This window comes from Garicola koreensis, from assembly GCF_014195445.1.
Classification (GTDB): domain Bacteria; phylum Actinomycetota; class Actinomycetes; order Actinomycetales; family Micrococcaceae; genus Nesterenkonia; species Nesterenkonia koreensis.
On sequence record NZ_JACIBT010000005.1, the window covers coordinates 43,858 to 58,965 of the forward strand.

General features: G+C 65.6%; 11 protein-coding genes and 1 riboswitch. Of the genes, 7 read left to right on the plus strand and 4 right to left on the minus strand.

The features are described 5' to 3' along the window. Positions 1-30 precede the first annotated feature (30 nt). Both FHX47_RS07845 and FHX47_RS07850 read left to right on the plus strand, forming a co-directional pair. Positions 31-645, plus strand: coding sequence for an aldolase/citrate lyase/malate synthase family protein (locus FHX47_RS07845; RefSeq protein ID WP_183358375.1), 615 nt, complete (start codon positions 31-33; stop codon positions 643-645). Between the two features lie 122 nt (positions 646-767). Then, on the plus strand, positions 768-2,246 hold the full coding sequence (locus FHX47_RS07850; protein WP_183358376.1) for a helix-turn-helix domain-containing protein: 1,479 nt from the start codon (positions 768-770) through the stop codon (positions 2,244-2,246). A gap of 14 nt (positions 2,247-2,260) precedes the next feature. On the opposite strand, the gene FHX47_RS07855 is transcribed toward FHX47_RS07850, so the two are convergent. Then, positions 2,261-3,556 (minus strand): MFS transporter, encoded by a 1,296-nt coding sequence (locus FHX47_RS07855; RefSeq protein WP_183358377.1) that lies wholly within the window; start codon positions 3,554-3,556, stop codon positions 2,261-2,263. Positions 3,557-3,633: 77 nt separating this feature from the next. Here FHX47_RS07855 and FHX47_RS07860 point away from each other — a divergent pair, with 77 nt between their 5' ends. Together FHX47_RS07860 and FHX47_RS07865 are read left to right on the plus strand one after the other, a co-directional pair. After that, positions 3,634-4,428 (plus strand): 5-oxoprolinase subunit PxpA, encoded by a 795-nt coding sequence (locus tag FHX47_RS07860; protein WP_183358378.1) that lies wholly within the window; start codon positions 3,634-3,636, stop codon positions 4,426-4,428. After that, positions 4,428-6,131, plus strand: coding sequence for a 5-oxoprolinase subunit B/C family protein (locus FHX47_RS07865; protein ID WP_183358379.1), 1,704 nt, complete (start codon positions 4,428-4,430; stop codon positions 6,129-6,131). The genes FHX47_RS07860 and FHX47_RS07865 overlap by 1 nt, the downstream gene beginning before the upstream one ends. A gap of 72 nt (positions 6,132-6,203) precedes the next feature. Here the strand turns inward: FHX47_RS07865 and FHX47_RS07870 are convergent, their stop codons facing one another. From FHX47_RS07870 to FHX47_RS07880, 3 genes are all read right to left on the minus strand, one after another. After that, complete coding sequence (locus tag FHX47_RS07870) at positions 6,204-7,178, minus strand: glycine betaine ABC transporter substrate-binding protein (RefSeq protein ID WP_183358380.1); 975 nt, start codon at positions 7,176-7,178, stop codon at positions 6,204-6,206. Between the two features lie 94 nt (positions 7,179-7,272). Continuing rightward, entirely contained in the window at positions 7,273-8,226 is a 954-nt protein-coding gene (locus FHX47_RS07875) for an ABC transporter permease (RefSeq protein WP_183358381.1), read from the minus strand. Beyond that, positions 8,223-9,461, minus strand: coding sequence for a quaternary amine ABC transporter ATP-binding protein (locus FHX47_RS07880; RefSeq protein WP_183358382.1), 1,239 nt, complete (start codon positions 9,459-9,461; stop codon positions 8,223-8,225). The genes FHX47_RS07875 and FHX47_RS07880 overlap by 4 nt, the downstream gene beginning before the upstream one ends. A gap of 187 nt (positions 9,462-9,648) precedes the next feature. On the opposite strand from FHX47_RS07880, the gene FHX47_RS07885 reads away from it, so the two are divergent. From FHX47_RS07885 to gcvT, 3 genes are all read left to right on the plus strand, one after another. After that, positions 9,649-10,548, plus strand: coding sequence for a DUF368 domain-containing protein (locus tag FHX47_RS07885; RefSeq protein ID WP_343064342.1), 900 nt, complete (start codon positions 9,649-9,651; stop codon positions 10,546-10,548). 73 nt (positions 10,549-10,621) lie between these two features. After that, positions 10,622-10,735, plus strand: a riboswitch (glycine riboswitch). A 231-nt stretch (positions 10,736-10,966) separates the two neighbouring features. Further along, on the plus strand, positions 10,967-13,852 hold the full coding sequence (gcvP, locus tag FHX47_RS07890; RefSeq protein ID WP_183358384.1) for an aminomethyl-transferring glycine dehydrogenase: 2,886 nt from the start codon (positions 10,967-10,969) through the stop codon (positions 13,850-13,852). A 99-nt stretch (positions 13,853-13,951) separates the two neighbouring features. Beyond that, on the plus strand, positions 13,952-15,103 hold the full coding sequence (gene gcvT, locus FHX47_RS07895) for a glycine cleavage system aminomethyltransferase GcvT (protein ID WP_183358385.1): 1,152 nt from the start codon (positions 13,952-13,954) through the stop codon (positions 15,101-15,103). Positions 15,104-15,108 lie beyond the last annotated feature (5 nt).

Genomic DNA, 15,108 nt, shown 5'->3' on the forward strand with positions numbered 1-15,108 from the left:
TGATCGCGGGCTAAGGAGTGAAGAAAGATGATGACCAGACCTGAATGCAGCATCAACGGAGTCTCCCTGATGGGCCCAGCTGTTCCGCGGCAGAACGAACTGTTCACCGCTGATGCGCTGGCTTTCCTGGCCGAGCTGCACCGCGAGTTCGGCCCCCGGATTGAAGAGCTGAACGCGGCTGTGACCCGGCAGCCCGCCAATCCGGCCGATCGCTGGAGGGCTCTGGTGGAGAAGAACCTGGCCGAGCCGCCGAGCACCTTCGTCTGCCCGCGTCGGCTGGCCGTGGAGGAGCACATGATCCTCTGCGACGGCACGGCGGTCTCAGCAGGAATCGTGGACTTCGGTCTGCACATTCACCGCAATGCGCGCAGACTGCTCAGCGAGGGCCGGGCCCCGTTCATGTCGCTGCTGGGGATGGAGAGTGAGGAGGAGCTGCAGCTGTGGAAGGACATCTTCGTCCGTTCGGAGCAGCTGCTGGACCTTCCCGACTGCTCCATCCGAGCGATCCACATGCAGGCCGGTGAGCCGGTGATGGACGACGACGAAGACGGTCAGGCAAGCAGCGCTGCGGTGCTGATGAGCCGCACCCCGTCCGCACCCGAACCGGCGGCACCGCCGCTGGCTCACGTCGGGGCAGCGGCTTAGGCCCGCAGAGAGCATATGAGACGACTGCGCCCCAGGGGATTCGAGGTTTCCCTGGGGCGCAGTTCTGCCGCGGCCCACGGGAGTACCATGGAGGCCTGCCCCGGTACGGGAAGGAGCGACGAATGACGGCTCGCAGCCACCTGCGTGCAGTGGAGGACGCAGACGACGACGGCGCCCTGGACCTGATTGCGCTGGGACGCCGCGTGCGCCACCTGCGCAAGAAGAAGGGTCAGACCCTGGATGATCTCGCCGCAGAGCTGGGCACCTCCGCCTCCCAGCTCTCCCTGCTGGAGAACGGAAAGCGCGAACCCAGGCTCTCGCAGCTGCAGCAGCTGGCCAAGATCTTCGCAGTCACCCTCGATGACCTCTTCGGCGCGGAGCCGCCCTCCAAGCGCGCCGCCCTGGAGATCGAACTGGAGAAGACCCAGCGCGGCCCGCTCTACACGGCCATGGGGCTGCCCTCTGTGCGAATCTCCAACCGGCTGCCGATGGATGTGCTGGAATCTCTGGTGGCGCTGCAGCGTGAGCTCAAGCGGCGCCTGGAGGAGCAGGCGGCCACCCCCGAGGAGGCCCGCCGGGCCAACACCGAGCTGCGCGAAGAGATGAAGGCGCGCAACAACTACTACCCGGAGATCGAAGCCGAGGCGGAGAAGATCCTCGCCGCCGTCGGGCACGAATCCGGGCCGCTGAGCCACCACATCGCCGGCGACATTGCTGAGCACCTGGGCTTCAGCCTGCGGTTTGTGCCCAATCTGCCCAACTCCACGCGTTCGGTGACCGATCAGCTCAACAAGACCATCTACCTCACCCAGTCCAGCTCACGGGACTGGGACGCCCGCTCGGTGCTGCTGCAGGCTTTAGGCCACCACGTATTGGGCCACACCGAGCCCCAGGACTATTCGGACTTTCTGAGCCAGCGGGTCTATACCAACTACTTCGCCGCTGCGCTGCTGATGCCCCAGCGCACGGCGGTGAACTTCCTCGCCGAGGCCAAGCAGCGCAAAGAGCTGGCCATCGAGGACCTGCGTGACGCGTTCGCCGTCTCCTACGAGTCCGCCGCGCACCGGTTCACCAACCTGGCCACCGAACACTTGGGCATCACCTGTCACTTTCAGAAGGTCCACGAGTCGGGGATCATCCACAAGGCCTATGAGAATGACGAGGTCAACTTTCCCGCTGACCACTCCGGAGCGATTGAAGGCCAGACCATATGCCGGGAATGGACCTCACGCCAAGTGTTTGATGTGGAGGACAAGTTCCGGTCCTTCAACCAGTACACCGACACCCCCGGGGGCACCTACTGGTGCACCGCACGGGTGGAGGGCCACTCCTCGGGCAGCTACTCGCTCTCCATCGGAGTGCCCTTCGAGCATGCCAAATGGTTCCGCGGCAAAGACACGACGTCCCGCTCCGTGTCACGCTGCCCGGACGACCCCACCTGCTGCCGGGTTCCCCCGGCAGAGCTGTCAGCGGTCTGGGAGGGCCAGGCATGGCCGGCGGCCCGGGCCAACACCCACCTGCTGGCAGCTATGCCTCAGGGGGCCTTCCCCGGTGTGGACACCACCGAGGTCTATCGATTTCTGCAGGCGCACTCCCAGTAGGTCAGCGGGGTCTGTCAGCGGGGCGTCTTGGGGTCCACCTGGGGCATCACCCCGGTGGCTTCGTTGACCCACCGGTGCGCCCGCTTGCGAGCCATCCCCTGTTTGACGCTGTACTTGCCGTGGAGCACCCAGTAGAGGCAGAGGGTGAGCAGGATGACGGCGGCGCAGGCGGCATACATGACCTGGTATCCCCACACTTCGACGAACTGTCCCAGCAGCAGCGGGGCGAGTCCGAATCCGGAGTCCATCATGATGAAGAAGGTGGACAGCCCAATGCTGATGCGGTGGGTGGGCAGCTTGGAGGCGATGATCGCTTGCATGGCCGGCATCATGGCGCCGAACCCGAAGCCGGCCAGCGCGCCGGAGACGATGATGGCCCACTGGTCCGGAGCCCAGGCCAGCAGCCCCATCGAGGTGAAGAACACCGCGAGTGTGGGGTAGACCAAGGCGTTGTCGCCGAATCTGTCCTGCACCCGTCCCATAAACATGCGGGTGACCAGCATGACCCCTGCATAGACCAGGAAGTAGATGCTGGCGGCTTCGACGAAGCCGGCACTTTGGGCGAACCCGTTGAGGAAGGCCATGACCGAGGCGAAGCAGATGCTGATCAGCATGGCCACCACCGCGATGGAGAAGGCGCGCGGTTCGATGATGTCCCGTGGGCGCAGCACCAGCCGTTGAGCCCACGTCGCCCTGGCCGGCTTGACCTCCGGAATTCGCAGCGGAATGGCCAGCAGAAATCCCAGCGCGGAGATGACGGCGACGACGATGAACATTTCGTCGTACCCGTAGCGCTGTGAAATCTGGATCGCCACCAGCGGACCCACCGCCGGAGCCAACGCATTGGCCATCAGATAGTAGCCGGAGCCCTCGCCGCGGCGGGCCTTGGGGATGATGTCGAACACTGCGGCCGTCAGCGCTGTCTGGGAAAAACCCATCAGCACGCCGTGGACCAGGCGCAGCCCGATCAGCAGCGGATAGGAGTCCACCCACAGATAGGCCAGGCCGGCAACCGTATAGAGGAGCATGCAGATGAGCAGAATGGGTTTGCGTCCCAAGGTGTTGACCCACTTGCCCGCGAAGATGCGGGAGAACACTGCGCCGATCATGAAGGCGCTGGCGGCGAAGCCGGCCGCAGTCTCCCCGGCGGCGAACTCCTCGGCCGCGTAGACGGCCATACCGGTGACCAGCGCGAAGAAGCCGATGGTGATGATCAGGTTGATGCAGGTGGCGAAGATGAAATGCCGGGTAAAGAGCCGTTCTGAGCTGGTTGCTGCCGCTGCACCCGTCGGGGAAGTATCCTGATCCACACAGTGATTGTTTCACGAGCACCGCGGAAGTCTAGGATACGTTGAGTGTGACCAGCAGCAGCCGTAAGGGAGAAGTGGTGTCGGCGAGACCTCGCATTGACCTCAACGCTGATCTCGGCGAGAGCTTCGGCGGCTCGCGCATGGAGGACGACGCGGCCATGCTCAACCAGGTCACCAGCGCAAACATCGCCTGCGGCTTTCATGCGGGAGACCCGGTGACCCTTCGCGCGGCGACCACCGCCGCCGCAGCATCCGGCGTCGTCGTCGGAGCCCATGTGGCCTACCACGACCTGGTGGGATTCGGACGTCGATTCCTCGACGCCTCTGAAGCGGAGCTGAGCGCCGATGTGCTCTACCAGCTCTCCGCGCTGGAGGGCATTGCCCAAGTCTGCGGCACTCAGGTCTCCTATGTGAAGCCGCACGGGGCGCTCTATCACGCATGTGCCACCTACGACCCCCATGCCCGAGCCGTGGCCGAAGCGGTCGCTGCGTTTTCGGCATCGGTCTCCCGGCAGGTGCCCCTGATGCTGCAGTCGAGCGAGGATGAACAACGACAGGCCGGCCACCGCCGCGCCGCCGAGGCCGGCATCCCAACAGTCTGGGAAGTCTTCGCTGACCGTCGCTACCACCCCGACGGCATACTGGTGTCACGCCGCGATCCCGCCGGGGTGATCACCGACGTGGCCGAGGCCGTGGAGGCGGCGCAGCGGTTCGTGGAGGAAGGCGTGGTCCTCACCACTGACGGCAGCCGCCTGCCGCTTCAGGCGCAGAGCATCTGTCTGCACGCCGATACTGCGGATGCGCTGGCCATGGCTGCTGCGGTGCGCCAGGCGCTGGAACGTGCCGGCGCGGATATTCGGAGCTTCGCCTGATGGTCGACGCCGTGCTCTGGGCCGGCGAGCGTGCCCTGCTGGTGGAGTTTGGGTCGTTGGCTGAGGTGATGGCCTTCCACCGCGACATCCTCGATAAGCCGCTGACCGGCCAGCGTGAATCAGTGCCCGCCGCCCGCACGGTGCTGCTGAGCTTCCGCACCCGGCGCGACGCCGTTTCGGCATCGCGCACGGTCCGGCGTCGCAAGCCCAAGTCCGGTATGGACCGTGAGGCCCGGCAGCTTGAGATCGCGGTCCACTATGACGGTGCGGACCTGGTTCGAGCCGCAGAGCTGATCGGCATGAGCGAAGAGGCGCTGATCGCCTGGCACACGAACACCGACTGGGTCGGGGCCTTCGGCGGATTCGCCCCAGGGTTCACCTACTGTGTGCCTGCGGAGCTGACCCGTCGCCGTCGTCCCCGCCGGTCCGAGCTCCCCCCAACGGTGCCGCGCTTGGACGCCCCGCGCACCCGGGTCCCGGCAGGTGCGGTAGCCATCGCCGGCGAGTTCTCCGCGGTGTACCCACGCAGCAGCCCCGGCGGCTGGCAGCTGATCGGCACCACCGACGCTGAAATGTGGAACACTCAGCGCAGCGAACCCGCACTGGTCCGCCCCGGCGACCGGGTCCGCTACGTCGCCGCCGCCGAGTCCATCAGAGTCTCCGACCGCCCCAGCCGAACAAGCAGAGCAGGGCCGCCGGCGGCAGACGCTGCTCTGAGCGTCGATCACCCCGGGGCGCAGACGCTGGTGCAGGACACCGGTCGCATCGGGATGCGCGATCTGGGAGTCACCCGTTCAGGGGCTGCCGACCGCTCGGCCGCCCGGCAGGCCAATCAGCTGGTGGGAAACGACGACGCCGCCCCGGTCTTCGAGGTCCTCTACGGTGGGTTGGAGCTGACCGCCCATCAAACCCTGGTGCTGGCTGTCACCGGCGCGGACACCGTCGTGGAAGTCACCAGCCCGGCCGCGCAGCAGACCTCTAATATGGCGGTGACCGGCACCGGAGTCGAGCGTGCGCCGCAGGTCTCGGACGAGACGCGCCAGGTGGCCGCCCGCGCCCCCTTCTGGCTCTTCCCCGGAGAACGGCTTCGACTGGCCGCACCCATCCGCGGAATCCGGTCCTATGTGGCGGTCTCCGGGGGGTTGGCAGCACCGCAGGTGCTGGGCAGCGCCGCTACAGACACGCTCTCCGGGCTGGGGCCGGTCCCGGCGGCAGCGGGGGAGAGCTTCAGTCTGATTGGGGCGACCTCACGGTTCGTCGGGATCGCGGACGTTGCCCGCACCGCACTTCCCGAACCCGGAGTCAGCACGGTGCTGCGGTTTGTGCCCGGGCCGCGCCACGACTGGTTCGCCGCAGCCAAGGGCCGGCCCTCGGGGCTGCAGCAGCTGCAGATGACCCGCTGGTGGGTCAGCCAGGATGCCGACCGGGTGGGGATTCGGTTCCAAGCACAGAGCCCGGAGGAGAACCTGGTGCGCAGCCGCGAGGACGAACTGCGCTCAGAGCCGATGGTCCACGGGGCGCTGCAGGTGCCGCCCTCCGGGGAACCGGTGGTGCTGTTGGCCGACCATCCGGTCACCGGCGGCTATCCGGTGATCGGTGTGGTGGTCCGAGCTGATCTGGGGCTGGCGGCCCAGCTGCCGCCGGAAGCTGAAGTTCGGTTCGTGGCCGTGGACGCTGAGACGCTCGCTCCGCTGCAGACATAACTGTGCCCCCGGCAACAGTGCTGCTGCGGGGGGCACAGTTCGGCGACGTCGGCCTCAGCCGAGCTGTGGTTACTAGCCGGTGATCTCGTCGATCATGTCGGAATTCTCGTCCAACCAGGTCTGGGCACCTTCGGCCTCGTTGCCCTCGTACTCGTTGACGATCATGTCCTCGAGCGCGTTGTACTCGTCATCGGAGAGGGAGAAGTTGCTCATCCACTCCGCGGCGTCAGGGAACTCTGAGGAGAACTCACTGTTGGCGACGAAGCTCAGCGGCTCCTCCTCGCCCAGGGCACCCTCCGGGTCCTCCAGGTCTTTCATGTCCCAGGAGCCGTAGGCCCAGAACGGACGCCACAGGGTCACCACAATGTCCTCTTCCTCCTGGTAGGCGTTGTCCAGCTCAGTCAGCATCGAGGCAGTGGAGGACTCTACGAGCTCAAAATTATCGCCCAGATTGTAGGTGGGGAAGACCTCGTTGGCGGTGATGTCCATGTGACCGGCACCGGGTTCGATGCCCACCACCCGGTTGTCGAACTGCTCGGCGTTGTCGTTGAGCTCGTCAATGGAGTTGATGTCGGTGTACTCCGGAACGGCCAGGGTCAGCACCGCTCCCTCGTAGTAGTCCCCGAGGGTCTCCAGGGAGTCGCCGTGCTCCTCCATGTAGTTGGCGTGGGTCACCTCGGGCCAGGCCGAGGGGTAGACGTCGACGTCGCCGTTGGCCACGCCGAGGTAGAGGGCACCGGCGTCGGCGACCTCCTGGAGCTCCACGTCGTAGCCCTGGTTCTCCAGCAGCTGCTGCCAGACGTTGCCCATGGAGACGCCGTCGGTCCAGCCGGGGATGATGCCCAGGGTGATCGAGCCGCCTTCGCCGCCGGCTTCAGCGTCGCCGCCGTCGCCGTTGCCCTCGGCAGTGTCGGTCTCTTCGGTGCCGGCGCCGTCGGTCTCTTCAGTGTCGTCGCCGTTACCGTCGCCGTTGCCGCAGGCGGTCAGAGCGAGTCCGAGCACCGAGAGGATGGCGGTGGACTTCACGAATTTCGATGAGGTAGTCATATTCTCCTAGTTCCTTACGGTTGTCACAGGTGTGCGATATTTCTTCGTTCAGCCCGTCGCGCAGGCGGGCAAGTCTCTATTCTGGGGGCGGTTATCAGGCAGTCGTGGCCGCAGTGGCCTTGGCGCCTTCGGTCTGCTCGTCCTTCGGCGCTGTCTTGCGTCGACGGCGAAGCAGCTTGGGCAGGATTCCCTCGCCGCCGCTGATGGCCGCGGTGACGCGGTCCAGGAAGACCGCCAGCATCACCACGGAAAGTCCGGATTCGAAGCCCAGTGCTATGTCTACGGTGGTGATCGCCCTGGTCACTTCGCCGCCCAGGCCGCCAGCACCGACGAAACCGGCGATCACGGCCATGGACAGTGCCAGCATGATGACCTGTCCGACCCCGGCCATGATCGTCCTGGCCGCCAGCGGCAGCTGAATCCGGAACAGGATCTGCCTCGGGGTGCTGCCGAAGGCGTAGCCTGCTTCGACCACTTCGGAGTCGACCTGACGGATGCCCAGCTCGGTGAAGCGCGCCCCTGGAGGCAGGCAGAAGATGAATGTGGCGACCACTCCGGCGGTGACGTTGAGGCCGAAGAGCGTCAGCACCAGGGGAAGCCAGACGAAGGCCGGCATGGTCTGCATCAGGTCCATGATCGGCCGGACCACCTGGGAGGCGCGCTGCGATTTGGCCGCAAGGATCCCGACCGGTATGGCGATCACCAGCGCAAAGAAGGCGGCCACCAGCACCATGGCCAGGGTGTCCATGGCGTTCTCCCACATGTCCACGGTGATGACGAAGGCCATCAGCGCTAAGGAGAGCACCCCGAGCTTCCAGTCGCGGACCAGCCAGCCGATCAGGGCGAATATCACAGCCATCAACAGTGCATCCGGCCAGTTCAGAAAGACGCCCAACCAGTCATCGGTGAGCGTGAGCAGCAGGGACTCGACAAAGTCGAAGAAGGCACCAAAAGTGTCGTTGATCCAGTTGAACCCCGTTTCGAGCCAGTTTCCGATCTCCAGCCGGGGGATTATTCCGCTGTCGGTCTCTTCTTGGGCGCGGATCATGCTCCGACCTCCTGAGAAATCTCGTGGACTGACCCGGTGGCGGTGGGGTCGGCAAGTGCGTTGAGCAGGGTGATTCGTGGGATGACGCCGTCCAGTCTGCCGGCCTGGTCGATGACCGCAAGTCCGGCCGGGTGTTCTGAGGCAGCGTTGATCAGTTCTGCCAGGACCGTGGTGGATGCGGTGGCCGGCATCGGCCGGATCAGTCCGTCCAGGGTGTCCTTGCCGCTGGAGACGCCTTCGGCGGCATCACTCTCATAGACCACGCCCTGCAGCTTGCGGCCCTTATCGACCACACACAGTGCGGTGGTCTGGTGCTGACGCATCAGTCGGTGGGCAGCACGTGGCCCCTGCTCGGCGCCCAGCAACGCCACGGGGGGCTCCATGACATCTCCGGCGGTGAGCACCCGGGTCCGGTCAACGTCCTGGACGAACTGGGCGACATAGTCATTGGCCGGGTCGTTGAGGATCTCCTCGGTGGTGCCGATCTGGACGATCCGACCATCGCGCATCATGGCAATCCGGTTGCCCAGCCGCATCGCTTCGTTGAGATCATGGGTGATGAAGACGATGGTCTTTCCCAGCTCCTGCTGCAGCTCCAGCAGCTGATCCTGCATCTCCTTGCGGATCAGCGGATCCAGGGCGCTGAAGGCCTCATCCATCAGCATCAGGTCAGTCTCGGCGGCTAGCGCACGGGCAAGCCCCACCCGCTGACGCATCCCCCCGGAAAGCTCATCGGGGCGGAATCCGCCATAGCCGGAGAGGCCGACCATGCTCAGAGCCTCCTCTGCCCGCCGCTCCCGCTCGCTGCGGCTCACCCCCCGGACTTCCAGGGCGTAGGCGGCGTTCTGTCCCACCGTGCGGTGGGGCAGAAGGGCGAAGTGCTGGAAGACCATGGAGGTGTGTTCCCGCCGGATGGCACGCAGCCGGGCCGGGCTGACGGCGGTGATGTCTTCACCCGACAGCTCCACTGAGCCGGCTGTCGGAGGCTGAATCCCGTTGAGAGTCCGGATCAGTGTGGATTTTCCGGAACCAGAGAGCCCCATCACCACAAAGATCTCACCGGCAGGCACCTCGAAGCTGGCATCGATGACTGCCGCCGTGCCCTGGGACTTCAGTTCGTCTCGTGTGGCGCCGTCCTTCAGCTTCTGGACAATATTCTGCGGCCGCCTGCCGAATGCCTTATAGACATTCTGAACACGGACGGCGGGCGGACCGCTGCTCTCATTGGTTTTCAAACCCGAACGTCTCCTCAGTGTGGATACAACCGCTTATATTACCAAGGATGGGTGCCAACTGAACAAATAATGAAGAACGGCTGATATTGGCTGGCCGTTGGGGCCCTTCTCAGCACGTATGCTTGGGTCGATGAACGAGCACCCGTCCCCTTCCTCTGAGCCGGATTCTGACACTGCGTCGCTACGGGTGAGTCGAAAAACTTCAGTGGCCGGCAATGTGGTCCGCGGCGGGCTCATCGGCGTAGTGGAAAGCGTGCCCGGGGTATCCGGCGGCACAGTGGCGCTGGTGGTGGGCATCTACAGCCAACTCATTCACTCAGCCTCATCCGTGGTCTCGGCGCTGCGCACCCTGATCACCGGACCTGATCGCAGCGCCGGGGCCAAGAAGCACCTGGCGGATGTGGAGTGGCGCGTGGTCCTGCCGGTGATCATCGGCATGCCGATCGGCCTGTTCACTGCCGTTCAGTTCATCGGGGGCTGGATCGAGGATCACCCCGAGCTGACCCGAGCAGTCTTCTTCGGCATGGTCCTGGCCTCCATTGCCGTGCCGCTGCGCATGGCCGGCCGGATTCGTGGTCAGCACGTGACTGCCGGCCTGGCAGCGGCCGTGATCACCTTCGGGCTGGTTTCGTTGCCGCCGAACAACGCGGAGCCGCACTGGTGGATCATCCTGCCCGCAGCGGCGGTGGCTGTCTGTGCCCTGCTGCTGCCGGGACTCTCCGGGTCTTTTCTGCTGCTGACCTTCGGGCTCTACGAGCCGACGATTCGGGCCGCCAGTGACTTTCAGGTGGGATACCTGGCCGTGTTCGCCCTCGGCCTGGCGGTCGGCCTGGTGACCATCGTTAAGGGTCTGAAGTGGCTGCTGGACCACCACCACACGGTTACACTGACAGTTCTGGCCGGCGTGATGCTGGGTGCCCTGCGTGCGCTCTGGCCCTGGCAGACCGAGGACCGAGTGCTGCTGGCCCCGGACGAGCTCTTCGGCACGGCTGCTGGGCTGGCCGCCGCCGGGTTCGCCGTCGTCGCGGTGCTGGTCATCATCGACTGGCGCCTGGACCGTCGCGCCCAGTCTGCCCAGATCGACTAGATTCTCGGGTTCCCACGCCGAAACTCTGGCAGAATAGGGTCTGCGTCACTCATTTCAACTGAATATCGGCCACGTCCCCTGCGCGGGAGAGATCGGCTCATGCTGCGTTAAGCGGATGGGCCGACGCCGAAGGAGCAAGGTTCTCCCCATCACGAATCTCTCAGGCACCCGGTACCGCGCCCAGGGGTGGCAACTCTGGAAAGCAGCAGGGGCGGCGTCGTCGTCCTGCTCACCCAAGGTGCAAGCCGGTGCGCTGAACCTCGGCGCGGCGGTGAATCTCTCAGGTCCTTAGTGTTCTGCGGAAACATTGTTCTGCAGTATCAGAGGAGTACAGAGCGGGGGAGTCACAGTCGCTGCGGCGCATCACGGTGCTGCGGCGATTCAGCCTCAGCCTGATCCGCTCACCGAAGGAGACCCCATGGCCACCACAGCCGATACCGACTTCTCACCGCTGCCGTTCTCCGCCCGGCATATCGGCGCACTCGATGAGAGTGCGGACACGATGCTTTCCTCGCTGGGTTTCGAATCTATGCAGCAGCTGGTGGATGCGGCCCTGCCGGCCAGCATCGCCCAGCCGCAGCGGCTGAACCTGCCGGCTGCCTTGGATGAGCCGCAGGCTCTGGATGCGCTGCGGGAGTTCGCCGGTAAGAACGAGCTGAAGACCCAGATGATCGGTCAGGGCTTCTACGGCACACACACCCCCTCGGTGATCATGCGCAACGTGTTGGAGAACCCGGGCTGGTACACCGCCTACACCCCGTATCAGCCCGAGATCAGCCAGGGTCGGCTGGAGGCGCTGCTGAACTTCCAGACTATGGTGTCCGACCTGACCGGTTTGGACATCGCCAACGCCTCCCTGCTGGATGAGTCTTCTGCCGTGGCGGAGGCGATCCTGCTGATGCGCCGGTCCAATAAGAAGTTCGCCGATGCGAAGGTCGTGGTCGATGCTGACGTGTTCCCACAGACTCGCCAGGTGGTGGCCGGCCGGGCTGAGGCGGTGGGCATTGCCGTGGAGTTCGCCGATCTGAGGCAGGGACTGCCGTCCGGGGAGATCTGCGGCGTCGTCGTCCAGACCCCGGGGGACTCTGGGGCAGTGGTGGATCACTCTGCGGTTATCGCTGAGGCCAAGGAGCGCGGGGCCATGGTGACGGTGGCGGCTGACCTGCTCTCGCTGACGCTGCTGACCTCCCCGGGTGAACTGGGTGCCGACATTGCGGTGGGCAACAGTCAGCGCTTCGGGGTGCCGCTGTTCTTCGGCGGACCCCATGCCGCCTACATGGCGGTGCGCTCCGGACTGCAGCGACAACTGCCCGGGCGACTGGTGGGGGTCTCGCAGGACGCTGAGGGCAGGGTCGGCTACCGGCTGGCGCTGCAGACCCGTGAGCAGCACATCCGCCGTGAGCGGGCGACCTCGAACATCTGCACGGCGCAGGCGCTGCTGGCTGTGGTGGCTTCGATGTACGGGGTCTACCACGGCCCCGACGGGCTCAAGCGCATCGGCCAGCGGGTCCACGCCCACGCTCGCAGCCTGGCTGCTGCGCTGCGCTCCGGCGGCCGCAGGCTGGTCAGTGACTCCTTCTTCGACACGGTGCAGGTGCGGCTGGATCTTCCCGCCGAGGCCGAGCACGTGATCAGCTCCGCAGAGGAGAGCGGCATCAACCTGCGCCGGGTCGATGAGACGACGGTGGGCATCAGTGTGGATGAGACGACCACAAGCCCACAGCTGGCAGCAGTGCTGACCGCCTTCGGAATCAGCGCCGACGTGGCCGCCGGTGAGCGGCTCCTCGCCGACCAGGGCGCCGACGACTATGCGTTCGCGGCGCCTATGGTGCGCAGCAGCGAGTTCATGACGCACCCGATCTTCCATTCGGTGCGCTCGGAGACGCAGATGATGCGTTACCTGCGCCGGTTGGCCGACCGCGACCTCGCACTGGACCGGACGATGATTCCGCTGGGCTCCTGCACGATGAAGCTCAATGCCGCCGTGGAGATGGAGGCCATCTCCTGGCCACAGCTGGCCGGGATCCACCCCTTCGCCCCCGAGCACCAGACAGCGGGTTGGCGGGAGCTGATTGAGGATCTGGAGGCCCGGCTGGCCGAGATCACCGGCTATTCTGCGGTCTCGATCCAGCCCAATGCCGGCTCACAGGGCGAGTACGCCGGGCTTCTGGCCATCCGCCAGTACCACCTCTCCCGCGGTGATTCGGCACGCGATATCTGCCTGATCCCCGCCAGCGCACACGGCACCAACGCAGCCTCCGCAGTGCTGGCCGGGCTGCAGGTGGTCGTGGTCGCCACCGCTGAGGACGGCACCGTGGACGTGGACGACCTGGATGCCAAGCTGGCCAAGTACCCGGACCGGATCGCGGCGATCATGATCACCTACCCCTCCACCCACGGGGTCTTCGAATCCGACGTCCGCGACGTCTGTGCGAAGATTCACGAGGCTGGCGGACAGGTCTACCTCGACGGCGCCAACCTCAACGCCCTGGTCGGCCTGGCCCAGCCCGGCGAGTTCGGCGGCGACGTCTCCCACCTGAACCTGCACAAAACGTTCTGCATCCCCCACGGCGGCGGCGGCCCCGGTGTGGGGCCCATCGCGGTCGCGGAACACCTGGCACCCTTCCTGCCGGGGCGGGGCACTGGTGAGCATGCAGTCTCGTCGATCACCTCCACCCCGTACGGCTCGGCCGGTGTGCTGCCGATCAGCTGGGCCTATGTGGCGATGATGGGTGCAGAGGGTCTCACGGAAGCCACCACGACCGCCCTGCTGAGCGCCAACTACCTCGCCGCTCGGCTAAACGAGCATTTCCCCACCCTCTACACCGGAGAGAACGGTTTGGTGGCCCACGAGTGCATCTTGGACCTGCGTGAGCTGACAAAGCTCTCCTCCATCACCGCCGAAGATGTCTGCAAGCGTCTCATCGACTACGGGTTCCACGCCCCGACCCTGGCCTTCCCCGTGGCCGGGACCCTGATGGTCGAACCCACCGAGTCTGAGGACCTAGCCGAGATAGAGCGCTTCATCGACGCCATGGTGAGCATCCGGGCCGAGATCCAGCAGGTCATCGACGAAGAGATCGCCGCCGCAGACTCCCCGCTGCGCCACGCACCCCACCCGGCCGCCGTCGTCGCCGCTGACACCTGGGACCGCAGCTACACCCGTGAACAGGCCGCGTTCCCCGTGCCCAGTCTGCGGCAGGACAAGTACTTTGCGCCGGTCAGCCGCATCGACGGCGCCCACGGCGACCGCAACCTGATCTGCACCTGCCCACCGCCGGAAGCCTTCGCCGAACCAGCCTGAAATGCCGCTGAGCACCCCAGCACCGCACGTTTTCCAGACCACCGCACGATATAACCTGCGGCGAACGCAGAAAACCTGCTGTGGTCAGAGAGGATCGAGATGACAGAGCCGCATGAAACTGATTCGAACAGAACCCCGCTGAAGGAATCACCGCTCGCCGCCGCGCACGAGGCGCTGGGGGCCAGCTTCACCGACTTCAGCGGGTGGCGCATGCCGCTGAAGTACTCCTCCGAGCTGCAGGAGCATCACGCTGTGCGTACCGCCGCCGGCATGTTCGACCTCTCCCACATGGGCGAGATCCGCGTGATGGGCCCCGACGCTGCCGCCTTCCTCAACACCGCACTGGTGGGAAACCTCGCCAAGGCCGAACCGGGGCGGGCGAAGTATTCGCTGATGGTCACCGACGACGGCGGCATCATCGATGACCTCATCAGCTACCGGATCGAGGAGACGGAGTACCTGGTCATCCCCAACGCCGGCAACCGCGAGGCGGTGGTGGCCGAGTTCAGCGCCCGCGCGGAGAGCTTCAACGTCGAAATCTGGGACGAAACCGAAGGTATCGGACTGATCGCGATCCAGGGCCCCCGCAGTGAGGCGCTGATCTCCTCGGTGGTGCGGGCCAATGAGACCTTCGTGGTGGAGAACCTCGCCTCGTACGCGCATACCACTGTGAGCATCGGCGGGGAAGAGGTCCTGCTGGCCCGCACCGGCTACACCGGCGAAGACGGCTTCGAACTCTACCTGCCCAACGACAAGGTCGGTGCGCTCTGGCGGGCGCTGCTGGAAGGCGGCGCCGACTTTGGGCTCGTTCCCTGCGGGTTGGCATGCCGGGACTCACTGCGTCTGGAGGCCGGCATGCCGCTCTACGGCAACGAACTCAGCCTCGCGCGCCGGCCCCAGGAGGCGGGGCTGCCGGTGGTTGCCTACTCCAAGGAGGAGGACTTCATCGGCCGCACTGCGCTGGAGACCGCCAGGGCCGAAGGACTCGGAAAAACCACCGGTCAGCGGCTGGTGGGGCTCATCTCCCCCGGCAAGCGCGCAGCCCGCACAGGCTATGCGGTCACCGACAACAGCGGCACTGTCATCGGTGAAGTCACCTCTGGGGCACCCAGTCCCACATTGGGCTACGCGATCGCCATGGCATACCTCGACGTCGCCCACACCGAACCCGGCACCCATGTCAGCGTCGACGTCCGCGGCAGGCCGCTGGACTTCGAAGTCATCAAACTGCCCTTCTACACCCGCGACTGAGGCAG